Origin of the sequence: Leclercia barmai (assembly GCF_049312895.1) — a bacterium.
Taxonomy (GTDB): domain Bacteria; phylum Pseudomonadota; class Gammaproteobacteria; order Enterobacterales; family Enterobacteriaceae; genus Enterobacter; species Enterobacter barmai.
Genome location: NZ_JBMNWZ010000001.1, coordinates 1233426 through 1248276, shown reverse-complemented (window position 1 = coordinate 1248276; position 14851 = coordinate 1233426). Strand labels below are relative to the sequence as shown.

The 14851-nt window shown below is 58.8% G+C and carries 14 protein-coding genes; 10 read left to right on the top strand and 4 right to left on the bottom strand.

From position 1 onward, the window contains the following. The first annotated feature begins 144 nt into the window (after positions 1–144). From osmY to clcB, 5 genes are all read left to right on the top strand, one after another. Complete coding sequence (gene osmY, locus ACOYA6_RS05890) at positions 145–855, top strand: osmoprotectant ABC transporter permease OsmY (protein WP_422654222.1); 711 nt, start codon at positions 145–147, stop codon at positions 853–855. A gap of 18 nt (positions 856–873) precedes the next feature. Beyond that, on the top strand, positions 874–1773 hold the full coding sequence (osmX, locus tag ACOYA6_RS05885; protein ID WP_039029216.1) for an osmoprotectant ABC transporter substrate-binding protein OsmX: 900 nt from the start codon (positions 874–876) through the stop codon (positions 1771–1773). Between the two features lie 9 nt (positions 1774–1782). Beyond that, entirely contained in the window at positions 1783–2430 is a 648-nt protein-coding gene (osmW, locus tag ACOYA6_RS05880) for an osmoprotectant ABC transporter permease OsmW (RefSeq protein WP_039029215.1), read from the top strand. Then, the gene (gene osmV / locus ACOYA6_RS05875) at positions 2430–3578 is read left to right on the top strand and encodes an osmoprotectant ABC transporter ATP-binding protein OsmV (RefSeq protein WP_422654221.1); all 1149 of its coding nucleotides are present in this window, start codon (positions 2430–2432) and stop codon (positions 3576–3578) included. The genes osmW and osmV overlap by 1 nt, the downstream gene beginning before the upstream one ends. 91 nt (positions 3579–3669) lie before the next feature. Then, on the top strand, positions 3670–4980 hold the full coding sequence (gene clcB, locus ACOYA6_RS05870) for a voltage-gated ClC-type chloride channel ClcB (protein ID WP_422654220.1): 1311 nt from the start codon (positions 3670–3672) through the stop codon (positions 4978–4980). Here the strand turns inward: clcB and bioD are convergent. From bioD to ACOYA6_RS05855, 3 genes are all read right to left on the bottom strand, one after another. Next, a complete protein-coding gene (bioD, locus tag ACOYA6_RS05865) occupies positions 4915–5610 on the bottom strand; it encodes a dethiobiotin synthase (RefSeq protein ID WP_139564962.1) in 696 nt (231 codons plus the stop codon). The genes clcB and bioD overlap by 66 nt on opposite strands. A gap of 126 nt (positions 5611–5736) precedes the next feature. After that, a complete protein-coding gene (gene mlc, locus ACOYA6_RS05860; RefSeq protein ID WP_039029211.1) occupies positions 5737–6957 on the bottom strand; it encodes a sugar metabolism global transcriptional regulator Mlc in 1221 nt (406 codons plus the stop codon). Positions 6958–7084: 127 nt separating this feature from the next. Then, on the bottom strand, positions 7085–7984 hold the full coding sequence (locus ACOYA6_RS05855) for a LysR family transcriptional regulator (RefSeq protein ID WP_223074148.1): 900 nt from the start codon (positions 7982–7984) through the stop codon (positions 7085–7087). A 122-nt stretch (positions 7985–8106) separates the two neighbouring features. Here ACOYA6_RS05855 and ACOYA6_RS05850 point away from each other — a divergent pair, with 122 nt between their 5' ends. From ACOYA6_RS05850 to ACOYA6_RS05835, 5 genes are all read left to right on the top strand, one after another. Then, positions 8107–9360, top strand: a complete 1254-nt coding sequence (locus ACOYA6_RS05850; RefSeq protein ID WP_039029209.1) for an MFS transporter — start codon at positions 8107–8109, stop codon at positions 9358–9360. Positions 9361–9568: 208 nt separating this feature from the next. Further along, positions 9569–11053 (top strand): carboxypeptidase M32, encoded by a 1485-nt coding sequence (locus tag ACOYA6_RS05845; protein ID WP_422654219.1) that lies wholly within the window; start codon positions 9569–9571, stop codon positions 11051–11053. Positions 11054–11201: 148 nt separating this feature from the next. Then, entirely contained in the window at positions 11202–11522 is a 321-nt protein-coding gene (asr, locus tag ACOYA6_RS05840; RefSeq protein ID WP_422654506.1) for an acid resistance repetitive basic protein Asr, read from the top strand. 93 nt (positions 11523–11615) lie between these two features. Continuing rightward, entirely contained in the window at positions 11616–11699 is an 84-nt protein-coding gene (gene ydgU, locus ACOYA6_RS23095; RefSeq protein WP_479687073.1) for a small membrane protein YdgU, read from the top strand. A gap of 102 nt (positions 11700–11801) precedes the next feature. Continuing rightward, positions 11802–12623, top strand: coding sequence for a trypsin-like serine peptidase (locus tag ACOYA6_RS05835; RefSeq protein WP_039029206.1), 822 nt, complete (start codon positions 11802–11804; stop codon positions 12621–12623). Position 12624: 1 nt separating this feature from the next. Here ACOYA6_RS05835 and ACOYA6_RS05830 read toward each other — a convergent pair whose 3' ends face one another. Next, entirely contained in the window at positions 12625–14787 is a 2163-nt protein-coding gene (locus ACOYA6_RS05830; RefSeq protein ID WP_039029205.1) for a bifunctional diguanylate cyclase/phosphodiesterase, read from the bottom strand. Positions 14788–14851 lie beyond the last annotated feature (64 nt).

Genomic DNA, 14851 nt, shown 5'->3' with positions numbered 1-14851 from the left:
AGTTTCATAGGGTTACGAATTTTCCCGCTTCGCTGGAACCCTTCCCGATCCCTTGCTATAGCTCAAATACCCCTGCCAAAACATGGCATAACAACAGGCAACCGAGGGTTGCTATAACGCATGCGCACAGGGAGACACACCGCAATGCACCCATTACTCAAACGTTCGCTGCTTTTTGTCGGCGCCATTATCGTGGTTGTCGCCCTCCTCGTCTGGGGGATTGGGCTCGAGACGATTAAAGCGCGCCAGGTCGATCTGGTCTATCTCGGGCAACAGCACCTGATTTTAGTCTTCTCATCGATGTTCTTCGCCCTGCTGGTCGGTATTCCCAGCGGTATTCTGCTGAGCCGCCCCGCTGCACGCGGTATCGCCGAATACGTGATGCAAATCTTTAACGTCGGCAACACCCTGCCTCCGCTGGCGGTTCTGGCGCTGGCAATGGTGGTGATTGGCATCGGCGATACGCCAGCCATTATCGCCCTGTTCCTCGCCTCGCTGCTGCCCATTGTGCGTAACACCTACGCCGGGCTGTGCTCGGTTCCGGCGTCGTTACTGGAAGCGGCAAACGGCATCGGGATGACCAAATGGCAGCGCCTGCGCCAGGTGGAACTGCCAAACGCCTGGCCGGTAATGCTCTCCGGGATCCGCATCGCCACCGCCATTAACGTGGGTACCGCACCGCTGGCCTTCCTGATTGGCGCCAGCAGCTACGGCGAGCTGATTTTCCCCGGCATTTATCTGAACGACTTCCCGACGCTGATCCTGGGCGCGGCGGCGACCGCCCTGTTTGCCCTGATCCTGGATACGCTGCTGGCGGCGCTGGGCCGTCTGATGAGCCCGTATATCGCGCGATAATTATAACAAGGAGCTTCTATGAGACTGTTTACCGGCCTGGCGGCGCTCTGTACCGCCGCGCTCTTTACCAGCCAGGCGCTTGCTGCGCCCCTGATCCTGGCGACCAAAAGTTTTACCGAGCAGCATATTCTTTCGGCCATGACCGTGCAGTATCTGCAGAAGAAAGGGTTTGAGGTTAAACCGCAGACCAACATCGCTACCGTTATCTCCCGTAACGCGATGATCAACAAGCAGATCGATATGACCTGGGAGTACACCGGCACGTCGCTGATCATCTTTAACCACATCAACAAACGCATGTCGCCGGAAGAGTCTTACGAGACGGTGAAACGCCTGGACGCGAAGCACGGCCTGGTGTGGCTCAAACCTGCCAACATGAACAACACCTACGCCTTTGCCATGCAGCGTAAGCGTGCCGAAGCGGAGCACATCAACACCATGTCGGAGCTGGTGGCGAAGATTGAGCAGGTGCGCAAAACCGATCCGGACAACAACTGGATGCTGGGCCTCGATCTCGAATTCTCCGGGCGCAGCGACGGCATGAAGCCGCTGCAGGCCGCCTATCAGATGGAGCTGGATCGCCCGCAGATCCGTCAGATGGATCCCGGTCTGGTCTATAACGCGGTACGCGACGGCTTTGTCGATGCGGGCCTTGTCTACACCACCGACGGGCGCGTAAAAGGCTTCGATCTGAAGGTGCTGGAAGATGATAAAGGCTTCTTCCCGAGCTACGCGGTGACTCCTGTGGTGCGTAAAGACACGCTGGAGGCCAATCCGGGCCTGGAAGAGGCGCTGAACACCCTCTCCGCCCAGCTCAATAACGACGTAATCACCGAACTGAATAAGAAAGTGGATATCGATCATCAGTCACCGCAGCAGGTCGCCCGTGATTTCCTGCGTAGCAAGCAGCTGCTGTAAGGAGGCGCTATGGAAACCGTTCACTACATCATTGATAACTGGGGCTATCTGTTAAGCCTGACGCTGCAACATCTGTGGCTGGTGGCGCTGGCCGTGGGCTTAGCCATTATTATCGGCGTGCCGCTGGGCATTCTGATTGTGCGCCACAAATGGCTGGCAACGCCGGTGCTGGGGATTGCCACTATCGTCCTGACTATCCCGTCGATTGCCCTGTTCGGCCTGATGATCCCGCTCTTTTCGCTGATCGGTCAGGGTATTGGCGCCCTGCCCGCGATTACGGCGGTGTTCCTCTACTCGCTGCTGCCGATTGTGCGTAACACCCATACCGCGCTGGACAGCCTGCCGCCCGGCCTGCGCGAAGCGGGTCGCGGGATCGGCATGACCTTCTGGCAGCGTCTGCGCTGGGTAGAAATTCCAATGGCGCTGCCGGTGATTTTTGGCGGCATCCGCACCGCCGTGGTGATGAATATCGGCGTGATGGCCATTGCCGCCGTGATCGGCGCCGGCGGGCTGGGCCTGCTGCTGCTTAACGGCATTGGCGGAAGCGATATTCGTATGTTGATTGCGGGCGCGCTGATGATTTGTCTTTTAGCGATTGTGCTCGACTGGTTACTGCACCGTCTGCAGATCGTACTGACTCCAAAGGGGATTCGATAATGATAAAACTGGAAAACCTCACCAAACAATTTTCACAGAAGCACGGCCAGACTTTCAAGGCCGTCGACAATGTCAACCTGAACGTGCCTGAAGGTGAGATGTGCGTCCTGCTGGGCCCATCCGGCTGCGGTAAAACCACTACCCTGAAGATGATTAACCGGCTCATCACGCCGAGCAGCGGTACCATCCAGATTAACGGTCAGGACACCACTGACATGGATACCGTGACCCTGCGCCGCAACATCGGTTACGTGATCCAGCAGATTGGTCTGTTCCCGAACATGACCATCGAAGAGAACATCACCGTGGTTCCGCGCATGCTGGGCTGGGACAAAGCCCGGTGTAAAACCCGCGCCGAAGAGCTGATGGATATGGTGGCGATGGATCCGCATAAGTTCCTCAACCGCTATCCGCGCGAGATGTCCGGCGGCCAGCAGCAGCGTATCGGCGTTATCCGCGCGCTGGCGGCGGATCCTCCGGTCCTGCTGATGGATGAGCCTTTCGGTGCGGTGGACCCGATTAACCGTGAGGTGATCCAGAACCAGTTCCTCGAGATGCAGCGCAAGCTGAAAAAGACCGTGATGCTGGTGAGCCACGACATCGACGAAGCGCTAAAGCTGGGCGATCGTATCGCCGTCTTCCGCCAGGGGAAAATTGTCCAGTGCGCCAGCCCGGACGAGCTGCTGGCGAAACCGGCCAACGAATTTGTCGGCTCGTTTGTCGGCCAGGACCGTACCCTGAAGCGTCTGCTGCTGGTATCCGCAGGCGACGTCACGGATCAGCAGCCTACCCTGACCGTGCGCCCGGCCACGCCGCTGACCGAGGCGTTTGGTATTATGGATGACAACGACATTCGCGCCGTCACCGTGGTGGATGAGAACGGCAAACCTCTGGGCTTCGTGAAGCGCCGCGAAGCGCGCAATGCCAGCGGCACCTGTGCCGATCTGCTGCATCCGTTCCGCATGACCGGTAAAGCCGAGGATAACCTGCGCGTGGTACTTTCGCGTTTGTATGAGAGCAACACCAGCTGGATGCCGATTGTCGATGAGGAAGGCCGCTACAACGGCGAAATTTCTCAGGACTATATTGCGGAATACTTAAGCTCCGGCCGCACGCGCCGGGCGCTGAATATTCACAGCGAAGGTTAATCCTGTGAGCCGGGCACTGCCCGGCTCTTCACATTGCTAACCCCGCGTTTTCCCGCCAGAATATTGTATCTTCCCTGTTTGTGCGTAACTCATGCATCGACTTCATGCTTACCCCGATATCCGGGCCATGTTTCGCCGGTTGCTGATTGCCAGCATCACCGGCGTGCTGGCGGCGCTGGCCGTGGCCCTGTTTCGTCATGCCCTGTATTTGCTCGAGTGGCTGTTTCTGAGTAACGACAGCGGCAGCCTGGTCAATGCCGCCAGCGGCCTTTCGCCATGGCGACGCGCGCTGACGCCTGCTCTCGGCGGGCTGGCTGCCGGGCTGTTGCTCTGGGGATGGCAGCGGATGACCGCCCAGCGTCCGCATGCGCCCACAGACTATATGGAAGCGCTTGATACGGGTGACGGGCAGTTTGACTACGCCGCAAGCCTGGTTAAATCCCTGGCGTCGCTGCTGGTGGTCGCCAGCGGCAGCGCCATTGGCCGGGAAGGGGCGATGATCCTGCTGGCCGCCCTCGCCGCCTCCTTTTTCGCCCAACGCTTTACGCCTAAAACCGAATGGAAGCTGTGGATCGCCTGCGGGGCCGCCGCCGGGATGGCCAGCGCCTATCATGCCCCGTTAGCCGGCAGCCTGTTTATTGCCGAGATCCTGTTTGGCACGCTGATGCTGGCGTCGCTCGGCCCGGTGGTGATTGCCGCCGTGGTGGCGCTGCTCACCACCCGCCTGCTCAGCCCCGGCGCGAACACGCTGTACGAGGTGCATCTCAGCGAAACGCTGACCGCGGTGGATTATTCATTGATTGTGGGAATGGGATTGCTGGCGGGCCTCTGCGGCCCGGCGCTGATGTGGCTCATGACCTTCAGCCATTCCCTTTTCCTGCGCCTTAAGCTCTCTCCGCCGTGGCAGTTGGCGATGGGTGGGCTCATCGTCGGGCTGCTGTCGCTGCTGACGCCTAAGGTCTGGGGCAATGGCTACAGCGTTTTGCAGGGGTTCCTGCTCGCGCCGCCGCTGCTGTCGGTGATTGCGGGGGTATTCATCTGCAAGCTGCTGGCCGTTCTGGCCAGCAGCGGCTCTGGCGCGCCGGGCGGGGTATTCACCCCAACGCTGTTTGTCGGCATGGCAACCGGAATGCTCTTCGCCCAGCTGTTTATGCTGTGGCTGCCCGGCTCCGAAACGGCGATTTTGCTGGGACTTGCAGGAATGGCGACGCTGCTCGCCGCCACGACGCACGCGCCAATCATGTCGGCGCTGATGGTCTGTGAAATGACCGGGCAGTACTTCCTGTTGCCCGGTTTATTGATTGCCTGTGTGGTGGCGTCGGTGCTGTCGCGGACGTTACGCCACGACTCGATCTACGGAGAGCACGCTGCCGAAAGCCGAGAGGTCGATGTAGTGCGCTAGCTCGCGCTGTTCGGCGCGCGGCAGGTACGGCAGTTCACCCACCAGCGGAGCGGGCAGCTTTTTGCTAAGCACCTCAATAATTTCGGCATAGTGCGCCAGACCCGGATTGATACGGTTCGCCACCCAGCCCACCAGCGGCAGGCCGTCATTGGCGATGGCCTGCGCCGTCAGCAGGGCGTGGTTGATACAGCCTTCCTGAATGCCCACCACCATCAGCACCGGGAGTTGCTCCTGCACCACCCACTCTGATAACGGACGCAAATCATTCATCAGGCTGCGCCAGCCGCCGGTGCCTTCGACCACAACGTGATCGACCTTCTCGCTCAGGCTGGCAAGCCCGTTCGACAACAGGGTGTAATTCACCAGACCGCTGTGCGCCACGCTGCTCTCATCTTCGCTGAGGGCAATGGGGTTGATCGCGTGATAAGGCAGTTCTAAAGAGGAGACACTTTGCAGTACCAGCGCATCTTTATTGCGCAATCCTTCCGGCGTCTCTTTACTCCCTTTGGCTACCGGTTTGTACCCTGCAACACTCCTTCCGCTGGCCATCATGGCCTGCAGCAAGGCGCGGGACACCACCGTCTTGCCGACAGAGGTATCAGTACCCGTTACAAAGAAACGCTTAAGCATCACTTACTCCACCGTTATGCTCTGAAAATATAAATGAAGGTAATAATTCAGTGGAGGAAGTCTAAGGCATGCGCTATCTGACCGGTTTGAGATAGCGCAATTTTTGGTAAGACTGTAAAAAAACAGTTAACCCTGCAGCAGACGGATCAATAGTGAGCCGTTATACATCGCATCTTTTACCAGCGCCGCCCCGGCCATCGTGCCCTGATTGGTGAACTGGGTGCTTTCCACCACGATGTGCTTGCTGTAGGCCGGTAAAGACTGCTGGCGGATCGAGTCGGCGATCGCCGGGAAGAGAACGTCAGATGCCTGGCTCAGGGGCGAGCCAATCAGAATTTTTTGCGGGTTAAAGAGGTTAACCATGATGGCGATAATGCGCCCGACGTTAATGCCGACGCCGGTAATGATATCTTTTGCCAGCAGATCGCCCTGCTGCGCGGCCGCGCAAAGCGACTCCACCGTCAGGGGCTGGCCGTGCAGCGTCGAACTCATCGACTGGCCGAGCCTGAGCTGGGCCAGCTCCAGCACGCTGTCGACGCTGGCGATGGTCTCCAGGCAGCCGTGGTTACCGCAGTAACAGCGCTTGCCGTAGGGATCGACCTGAGTGTGGCCTATCTCCACCAGGCTGCTGCTGCCCGCGTGCAGCAGGCGGCCATCGGTGATCACCCCGGCCCCCACGTTGTGGTCGATCACCACCTGAATGACGTCGCGCGCGCCGCGAGAAGCACCGAACAGCGCCTCGGCCATGGTCCAGGCGCTGATGTCGTGCTGAATATAGACCGGCACGCCGGTGTGATTTTTCAGCACCTCGCCGAGCGGCATCTCTTTAACGTCTTCATAAAACGGCATGCGGTGCACGATGCCATTTTCGGTATCAATGATCCCCGGCATAGTAATGGCGATGGCGGTGAGACGTTCCAGCTTCTGCTGATGATCAATAAAAAACCGATCGATAAGGGCTGTGATCCGTACTTCCAGCGGTTCAGCAGCGACAAGTTCAAGCGGCAGCTTGTCCTCCACCACCAGCTTGCTGCTGAGGTCGCGCAGCGCAAGGTAGATTTCACCGCGGCTGATGCGTAATGAGAGGTAGTGCCAGGCCTCGGTTTCCACCACCAGCCCGACGGCCGGACGGCCACGGCTGCCCGGCTCCTGAATTTCTGTTTCCTGCACCAGATGCGCTTCGAGCATCTCACGCACAATTTTGGTAATACTGGCGGGTGCCAGTTGCGCAAGACGGGAAAGATCGATGCGCGAGACCGGCCCAAGCTGATCAATCAGGCGATAGACTGCGCCCGCATTGGTCTGCTTAATCTGATCTATATGCCCTGGCTGACTATCAGCAACCACCACGTACTCCCTTATTTTCGCGCTTCGAAATAAACTGTGGGCTATGGTGAAGCACTTCTACAGTAATCGTCAAATTTTTACTTAGCCTTGTGATTTACAGCACATTTTTACCCGCTTTTTTTGCCGGTCAGCGGCCTGATGAGGCGCTAATCAGTAGATCCTTAAACCGTTGTGCCGCTGCGCTGAGTTCATGATGCCGGGACCACACCAGCCACATCTCTGAAACCGCGTCCACTTCGGCAATCGCCACCCAGCGCATTTCATGTAGCTGAAGCCGCCTGAAGGAAGCCGGAAGGATCGACACGCCGAGCCCCGCCGCCACCAGGCCGATGATGGTCATCGCCTCGCCCACTTCCTGGGTAATGACCGGGTTCACCCCATGGCGGCGCAGTAATCCCAGGATATCGTCGTACAGGCCGGTGCCGACGTGGGGGTCAAAAAAGACGAACGGCTCCTGCGCCAGTTCCGTGACGGAGATTTCAGGTTTTGCCGCCAGGGGATGGTCGCGATGGATCATCGCCAGCAGCGGTTCGCGCAGCACCCGTTGCCACGCCAGGGTGTCCGGCAACTGGGTATTGCGCATCAGGCCCAGATCGAGCGAACCTTCGTTCAACGGGACGATCTGCTCCCGGGTATTGATCTCCCGGGTCTGGATATGCACATCCGGCGACAGGCGGCGAAACGACGACAGGGTGTGCGAGATAGCGCTAATAAACGGCGCGGAGGAGGTAAACCCGATGCGCAGCTCGCCGGTTTCACCCTGGTGCAGGCGTTCTGCCCGGGCAGCAGCCTCGTCCACCATGCTCAGGATCTGGCGGCTGTCGGCGAGGAACTGACGCCCCGCCGCCGTCAGCCCGACGCTGCGATTAGTTCGGGCCAGAAGGCGGGCCCCAACCTGCTGCTCCAGGGCCTGGATCTGCTGGCTCAGCGGCGGTTGCGAAATATTAAGCCGCTGAGCCGCGCGACCAAAATGCAGTTCTTCGGCGACGGCAACAAAGTAGCGCAGATGACGCAGTTCGATATTCATATTTTTAACGTATCATTTGAGATTATTAATATATTAGACAGAATATTTACAATTTCCTACCCTCATCCCTGTGGTCATACCCGTCACCAGAAATCACGGGGATGTTGAAGCAAGGAACTTACGTGAGTCGTACAACAACGGCTGATATCGCCCCCAGCAATGATATCGATCTCTTACCGAACAAAGCCTTACCGGCACAGCGAATCAAACGCGGCACCCCGCAGTTTATGCGCGTCACCCTGGCGCTCTTCTCCGCCGGCCTTGCCACCTTCGCCCTGCTCTACTGCGTGCAGCCGATCCTGCCGGTGCTGTCCCAGGAGTTTGGCGTCTCCCCGGCCAGCAGCAGTATTTCACTGTCGATCTCCACCGGGATGCTGGCGGTCGGCCTGCTGTTTACCGGCCCGCTCTCGGACGCTATCGGGCGCAAACCGGTGATGGTCACCGCGCTGCTGCTGGCGTCGGTCTGTACCTTGCTGTCGACGATGATGACCAGCTGGCACGGGATTTTGATTATGCGCGCTCTGATCGGGCTCTCGCTTAGCGGCGTGGCGGCGGTGGGGATGACCTACCTCAGCGAGGAGATCCACCCCAGCTTCGTTGCGTTCTCCATGGGGCTCTACATTAGCGGTAACTCCATTGGCGGCATGAGCGGACGCCTGCTGAGCGGGGTCTTTACCGATTTCTTCAGCTGGCGGATAGCGCTGGCGGCGATCGGCTTTTTTGCGCTGGCTTCGGCGCTGATGTTCTGGAAAATCCTGCCGGAATCGCGTCATTTCCGCCCTACCGCGCTGCGGCTAAAAACGCTGCTGATTAACTTCCGCCTGCACTGGCGCGATAAAGGGCTGCCCCTGCTGTTTCTCACCGGATTCCTGCTGATGGGCTCGTTTGTCACCCTGTTTAACTACATCGGCTACCGGTTGATGCTTTCGCCGTGGCATCTGAGCCAGGCGCTGGTCGGCCTGCTGTCGGTGGCTTACCTGACCGGGACCTGGAGCTCCCCGAAAGCCGGGGCCATGACCACCCGCTTCGGGCGCGGCCCGGTGATGCTGGTCTCCACCGGCGTAATGCTGGCAGGCGTACTGATGACGCTGCTCTCCAGTTTGTGGCTGATTTTCGCCGGGATGCTGCTCTTCTCCGCCGGCTTCTTCGCCGCCCACTCTGTTGCCAGCAGCTGGATCGGCCCGCGCGCCCGCCGCGCGAAAGGCCAGGCATCGTCGCTGTATCTGTTCAGCTACTATCTGGGCTCCAGCATCGCCGGGACGCTCGGCGGCGTGTTCTGGCACCAGTACGGCTGGAACGGCGTCGGCGGGTTTATTGCGCTGATGCTGTGTGCGGCATTGCTGGTGGGACGGAGCCTTCATCGTCGTTTGCAATGAGATTTTTTTCACTACATTCTCACCGGACTGTAAATTCATTTATCGCAAACCGAGGTTTTCAAAGGTTAACAGCTCAAATGCCTGATGGCGCTACGCTTATCAGGCCTACAAAATCGATCTGCACGCTTGCAATATTGTTACGTGACCTCGTGTTTCCCCCGACCTGATGGTACTTTTAGCTCTCAGTTGATGCAGACACGAGGTCTTAATGAAAAAGAATAACTATCAGCAACTCACCCGTACCTTCCAGCGTCTCTCCCGCTTCTCCCATCTCTCCGCCATCGCCAGCTGGGACATGTTCACCATGATGCCTGCAGGCGGTAGCGCCGCCCGGGGTGAAGCCCTGGCGGAACTGAGCGTGTTGCAGCATCAAATCCTGACCGACAAAAACGTAGCCGACTGGCTGCGTAACGCCGAAAGCGAAGATCTTAACGACGTTGAACAGGCCAACCTGCGGGAGATGGCTCGCCACTATCAGCAGGCGGCTTTGCTGCCGGAATCACTGGTTGAGGCGAAATCCCTGGCGGGCAGTAAATGCGAGCATGCCTGGCGTACCCAGCGTCCGGCGAATGACTGGCAGGGTTTTTCCGCCAACCTGAAAGAGGTGGTGAAACTGAGCCGGGAAGAGGCTCGCCTGCGTGCCGGGGCGAAAGGCTGCACCCCGTACGATGCGCTGCTGGATATCTTCGAGCCGGACATGACCAGCGCCCGGCTGGACGATCTGTTTGGCGATCTCAAAACCTGGCTGCCGGATCTGCTGGCGCAGGTGGTCGAGAAGCAGGCGCAGCAGTCCTTCGTGCCGCCGCAGGGCCCGTTCCCTACCGCTATCCAGCGTGAGCTGGGGCTGGAGGCGATGAAGACCCTCGGGTTCGACTTTAACGCGGGCCGTCTGGACGTCAGCGCCCATCCGTTCTGCGGTGGCGTGCCGGAAGACGTGCGCATCACCACCCGTTACGACGAAGACGAACTGCTGAGCGCCCTGTTTGGCGTGATCCACGAAACCGGCCACGCGCGCTATGAGCAGAACCTGCCGCGCAACTGGCTCGGTCAGCCCATCGCCCTGGCGCGTTCCACCGCCATCCACGAATCCCAGAGCCTGTTCTTTGAAATGCAGCTCGGGCGCAGCAAGGCCTTCCTTAACCACCTATTACCGGCGGTTCAGGAACGTTTCGGCAGCCAGGCGGCGTTCACCCCAGAGAATTTCGTCGCCTGGAACCAGCGGGTGAAGCCCGGCTATATCCGCGTGGATGCCGACGAGGTGAGCTATCCGGCGCACGTGGTGCTGCGCTACGAGATCGAGCGGGCGCTGATCAATGGCGATATTGAGGTGGAGGACATCCCGGCGCTGTGGGATGAGAAGATGCAGGCGTGGCTGGGGCTGTCGACAAAAGACAACTACCGCAACGGCTGTATGCAGGATATCCACTGGACCGACGGCGGCTTTGGCTATTTCCCGTCGTACACCCTGGGTGCCATGTACGCCGCTCAGCTGTTCAGTGCGGCAAAAAACGCGCTGCCGGGGCTGGACGCCTCCATCGCCGCCGGGGATTTCAGCGCCCTGTTCGACTGGCTGCGCCAGAACATCTGGCAGCATGGCAGCCGCTTCACCACCGCCCAGCTGATTGAGCAGGCGACCGGAGAAGATCTTAACAGCCGCTACTTCCGCGACCATCTGACCTCTCGCTATCTGTAACTCATCACGCCGGGCTTCTGCCCGGCGTTGTACATTAGGTTACAAGCCGATACCAATCACTCACGGAAGCCCCGGATTTTCAGGGATATAGTTCTTTCAACGGCCCCGCAGTGGGGTTAAATGAAAAAACCAATTCGAGGGTAAGATGATGAAAAAAGTATTAGCTCTGGTTGTTGCCGCTGCTATGGGTCTCTCTTCTGCTGCATTCGCTGCTGACACTGTCGCGAAAACCGCTGCACCAGCTGCGACCGCAACCACCACCGCGGCACCGGCTGCCAAAACTGTGCACCACAAAAAACACAAGAAAGCCGCTGTGCAGAAAGCGCAGGCTGCTAAAAAGCACCACAAAAAAGCCGTGAAGAAAGACGAAGCAGCGCCGGTTGCCCAGAAAGCCCAGGCAGCAAAAAAACACCATAAAAAAGCAGTAAAACACGAAGCAGCCGCTCCAGCTGCTAAACCGGCTGCATAAGCCACTTAACCTACCGTGCCCCTGGCGGGCGCGTTAGTCATCCGGCGCTGAACCGGCAAGGTGTCAGCGCCGTTTTTTTATCCGGAGGGCGTTATGTTGCAGCGCTATCGGTTTGAGGTGATTCTCATCACGCTTATTTTATGCGCACTTGTTGCAGGTGTGTTTTATATTTCCTGAGTGTAGCACGCTGATTTTACTCCCACTTTCGCGCTGTCCCGTCTATAGTTAATTACCAGGGTTCATATTTAATAATCATAATTATTCCCTTCAGAGTGTGATATGCGTAAATCTGTTGTGATTGTACTGGGAACGTTTTTTCTCTTTTCTGGGTTAAGTCATGCGGACAATGGCGACGACGAGGCCGCGAACGCAAAAGAGGTACAAACGCTGTTTTTTGGGCATGACGATCGCACGCGTGTCGCTGACCCCTCCCGCGCGCCGTGGGATGCCATTGGCCAGCTGGAAACGGCCAGCGGAAACCTCTGCACTGCAACCCTCATTACTCCTCAGCTGGCGCTGACCGCCGGACACTGCCTGCTGGTGCCGCCAAAAGGCAAACCCGATACCGCCGTTGCCCTGCGCTTCGTATCGCAAAAAGGGAGCTGGCGCTACGAAATCCACGGCATTGAAGGCCGGGTTGATGCCTCGTTAGGCCGACGGTTAAAGGCCGACGGCGATGGCTGGATCGTGCCGCCTTCTGCCGCGTCGTGGGATTTTGGTCTGGTGGTGTTGCGCAATCCGCCGTCGGGCATTACCCCGCTGCCGCTGTTTGCCGGTACCAAAGAAGAGCTGACCGCTGCCCTGAAACAGGCCGATCGCAAGGTGAGCCAGGCGGGATATCCGGAAGATCATCTGGATGTGCTCTATACCCATCAGGACTGCATTGTCACCGGCTGGGCGCAAAACAGCGTGCTGTCCCATCAGTGCGACACCCTGCCAGGCGACAGCGGTTCACCGCTGATGCTGAAAACCGCTGCGGGCTGGCAGCTTATCGGCGTTCAGAGCTCGGCACCGGCGGCGAAAGATCGCTGGCGGGCCGATAACCGGGCCCTGTCAGTCACCGGCTTTCGTGACAAGCTGGCCGAACTGGCCCAGCAGTAACTCAGCACTGGCGCTGCTGGCGTAGCGCCATAATCGCCTCTATCGGCATTGGCTGGCTGTACCAGTAACCCTGGAGCTGATCGCAGCCCGCCAGCCGCAGCAGCTTCATCTGTTTTTCGTTCTCCACCCCTTCAGCCACCACCGTCATCCCCAGCGCGCTGGCAATGCGCACCGTGCCGCTCACCAGCGCCGAGGCCTGCTCGTCGTGATCCACCAGCCCGGCCAGCGACTTATCGATCTTGATGGTATTGAAGTTAAAGCGGCGCAGATAGCCGATGCTGGAGTAGCCGGTGCCGAAGTCGTCCAGCGCCACCGCAATGCCCTGCGCCTTGAGATTGTTGATGGCCGAGCGGGCCCGCTCCGGGTTCTCCAGAACGTAGGTTTCGGTCACTTCCAGCTGCAGGCGGGTGGCCGGAAAACGGCTGAGCGCCAGCGCCCCCTCCACTTTGGCTTCAAACTCGGGGTCGCGAAACTGCGCCGGGGAGATATTGACCGACAGCTTCAGATCCCTGTACGGCTCCAGATCCTGACAGGCCCGGCTGAGGACAAACTGCCCCAGGCCGTAAATCAGCCCGCTGGTTTCGGCGATGGTAATAAACTCATCCGGCGCCAGCGGCCCTTCCGGTCGCCGCGGCCAGCGCACCAGCGCCTCCACGCTGACCATTTTCTGGCTGCGGGCATCGATGATCGGCTGATACCAGACATCAAACTCGTTATGCTCCAGGCCATGGCGGATCTGCTCTTCAATCGCCAGCCGCCTCTCGCGCTCGTTGTTCAGCTCGACGTCATAGTGCGTAACCCGCCCCTTGCCGGTGATTTTGGAGTGGTACATGGCGATATCGGCGCGGCGGAACAGCTCGGTGCTGGTGCAGTCCACCAGCGTGTCGCTGGCGATGCCGATACTGGCGCCTATGTGGATCGAACGCTCACCGACGGTAATCGGTGAGTGAAGGTAATCAAGAACAAAGCCTGCAAACGCCGAGGCCAGCGCTTCGGCGTTGTCGCCGCCGATGGTCATGGCGAACTCATCCCCGCCCATCCGGGCCAGCATGCCGTCTTTGGGAACATTGTCGCGCAGCGCGCCTGCGATGGTGACAATCAGCTCGTCGCCCACCTCATGGCCATGGATATCATTGACGTCCTTAAAGCCGTCGAGATCGATAAACACCACGCTTTTGCGATCGGTATCGCCGCGCTGGCTCACCCGCTCCAGCTCTTCGATCAGCGCCCGGCGGTTGGGCAAATGGCTTAGCCAGTCGGTGCGCGCCACCGATCTTGCCAGCGTCTCACCGCGCGCCAGTTTATACAGCCCCACGCAGCTGAAGAGGATAAAAAGTAATATCAGCGCCGCCGTGAGCAGCACGATTTGGGTGATATCGAGGGAGGCCGCTTTCGCCGCAGCCGCCCCCGGCAGACGCGGTTGCCACGAGAGATACCCCAGCACTTCCCCGGATGAACTATTCAGCGGCACGCTGACGTCGCTAACCCGCTCCGGCGTAAACGTCAGGTTGTCGATCTGAAAGGTATTCCCGAGGTCGCGCAGGATCTGCGGGTTAATATGCCGGGTGATCACCAGATAGCGGCGGGTATTATCTCCCGCCCTCAGACTGCCGATCGTCGGTCGGATCAGCCCCACGCCAACAAAAGCGATACCCGCCCGGGTGCGGGTGATCCCGGCGTAGATGTTTTTATCCGATCGCAGGGAGTTGGTATGCATCAGGATCAGCGACTTTAAGCCGTCGCCAAAGAAATCGAGATTTTTCTCCGCAAAAGGCTGGCTTTTGAACGATCCCCACAGCACCTGGAATCGCTCATCGAGCACAAAGGTGCCGTCATAGAGGTTATTCACCTTGTAGCCCGCGCCCCAGGTGTTGTAGAGCCAGTCGATGTCGAGCGCCGGGCGATAGGCTTCACGCACCGCGTCATCCCAGACGGCATTATCAATCACCAGCGACCAGACCCGGTTTACCGAGGTCTGTACCGCGCCCTGCACCGAGAGCGCCGTGCGCTGTTCGTCGATTTCGTTGGCTTTACTGCTGATGAGGTTGAGGGAGAGGTACAACAAGGCGACAACAGAGAAAATTAAGCCGACCCCTGCCATGAAGATCATAACAAACAAAGTCCTGGCAGAAGGAATTTTACGCCAGCTTAATGGGTTATACATGCATTGGCCGTCCTGTTTTATGCCCTCAGTTTAAGCGTAATACAGGACATGGATTTCGCTGCCT

Bases quoted from the DNA above. Each gene is read 5' to 3' on its own strand.
- osmY (WP_422654222.1), top strand. From the start codon at position 145: ATGCACCCATTACTCAAACGTTCGCTGCTTTTTGTCGGCGCCATTATC.
- osmX (WP_039029216.1), top strand. From the start codon at position 874: ATGAGACTGTTTACCGGCCTGGCGGCGCTCTGTACCGCCGCGCTCTTT.
- osmW (WP_039029215.1), top strand. From the start codon at position 1,783: ATGGAAACCGTTCACTACATCATTGATAACTGGGGCTATCTGTTAAGC.
- osmV (WP_422654221.1), top strand. From the start codon at position 2,430: ATGATAAAACTGGAAAACCTCACCAAACAATTTTCACAGAAGCACGGC.
- clcB (WP_422654220.1), top strand. From the start codon at position 3,670: ATGCATCGACTTCATGCTTACCCCGATATCCGGGCCATGTTTCGCCGG.
- bioD (WP_139564962.1), bottom strand. From the start codon at position 5,610: ATGCTTAAGCGTTTCTTTGTAACGGGTACTGATACCTCTGTCGGCAAG.
- ACOYA6_RS05855 (WP_223074148.1), bottom strand. From the start codon at position 7,984: ATGAATATCGAACTGCGTCATCTGCGCTACTTTGTTGCCGTCGCCGAA.
- ACOYA6_RS05845 (WP_422654219.1), top strand. From the start codon at position 9,569: ATGAAAAAGAATAACTATCAGCAACTCACCCGTACCTTCCAGCGTCTC.
- asr (WP_422654506.1), top strand. From the start codon at position 11,202: ATGAAAAAAGTATTAGCTCTGGTTGTTGCCGCTGCTATGGGTCTCTCT.
- ydgU (WP_479687073.1), top strand. From the start codon at position 11,616: ATGTTGCAGCGCTATCGGTTTGAGGTGATTCTCATCACGCTTATTTTA.
- ACOYA6_RS05835 (WP_039029206.1), top strand. From the start codon at position 11,802: ATGCGTAAATCTGTTGTGATTGTACTGGGAACGTTTTTTCTCTTTTCT.
- ACOYA6_RS05830 (WP_039029205.1), bottom strand. From the start codon at position 14,787: ATGTATAACCCATTAAGCTGGCGTAAAATTCCTTCTGCCAGGACTTTG.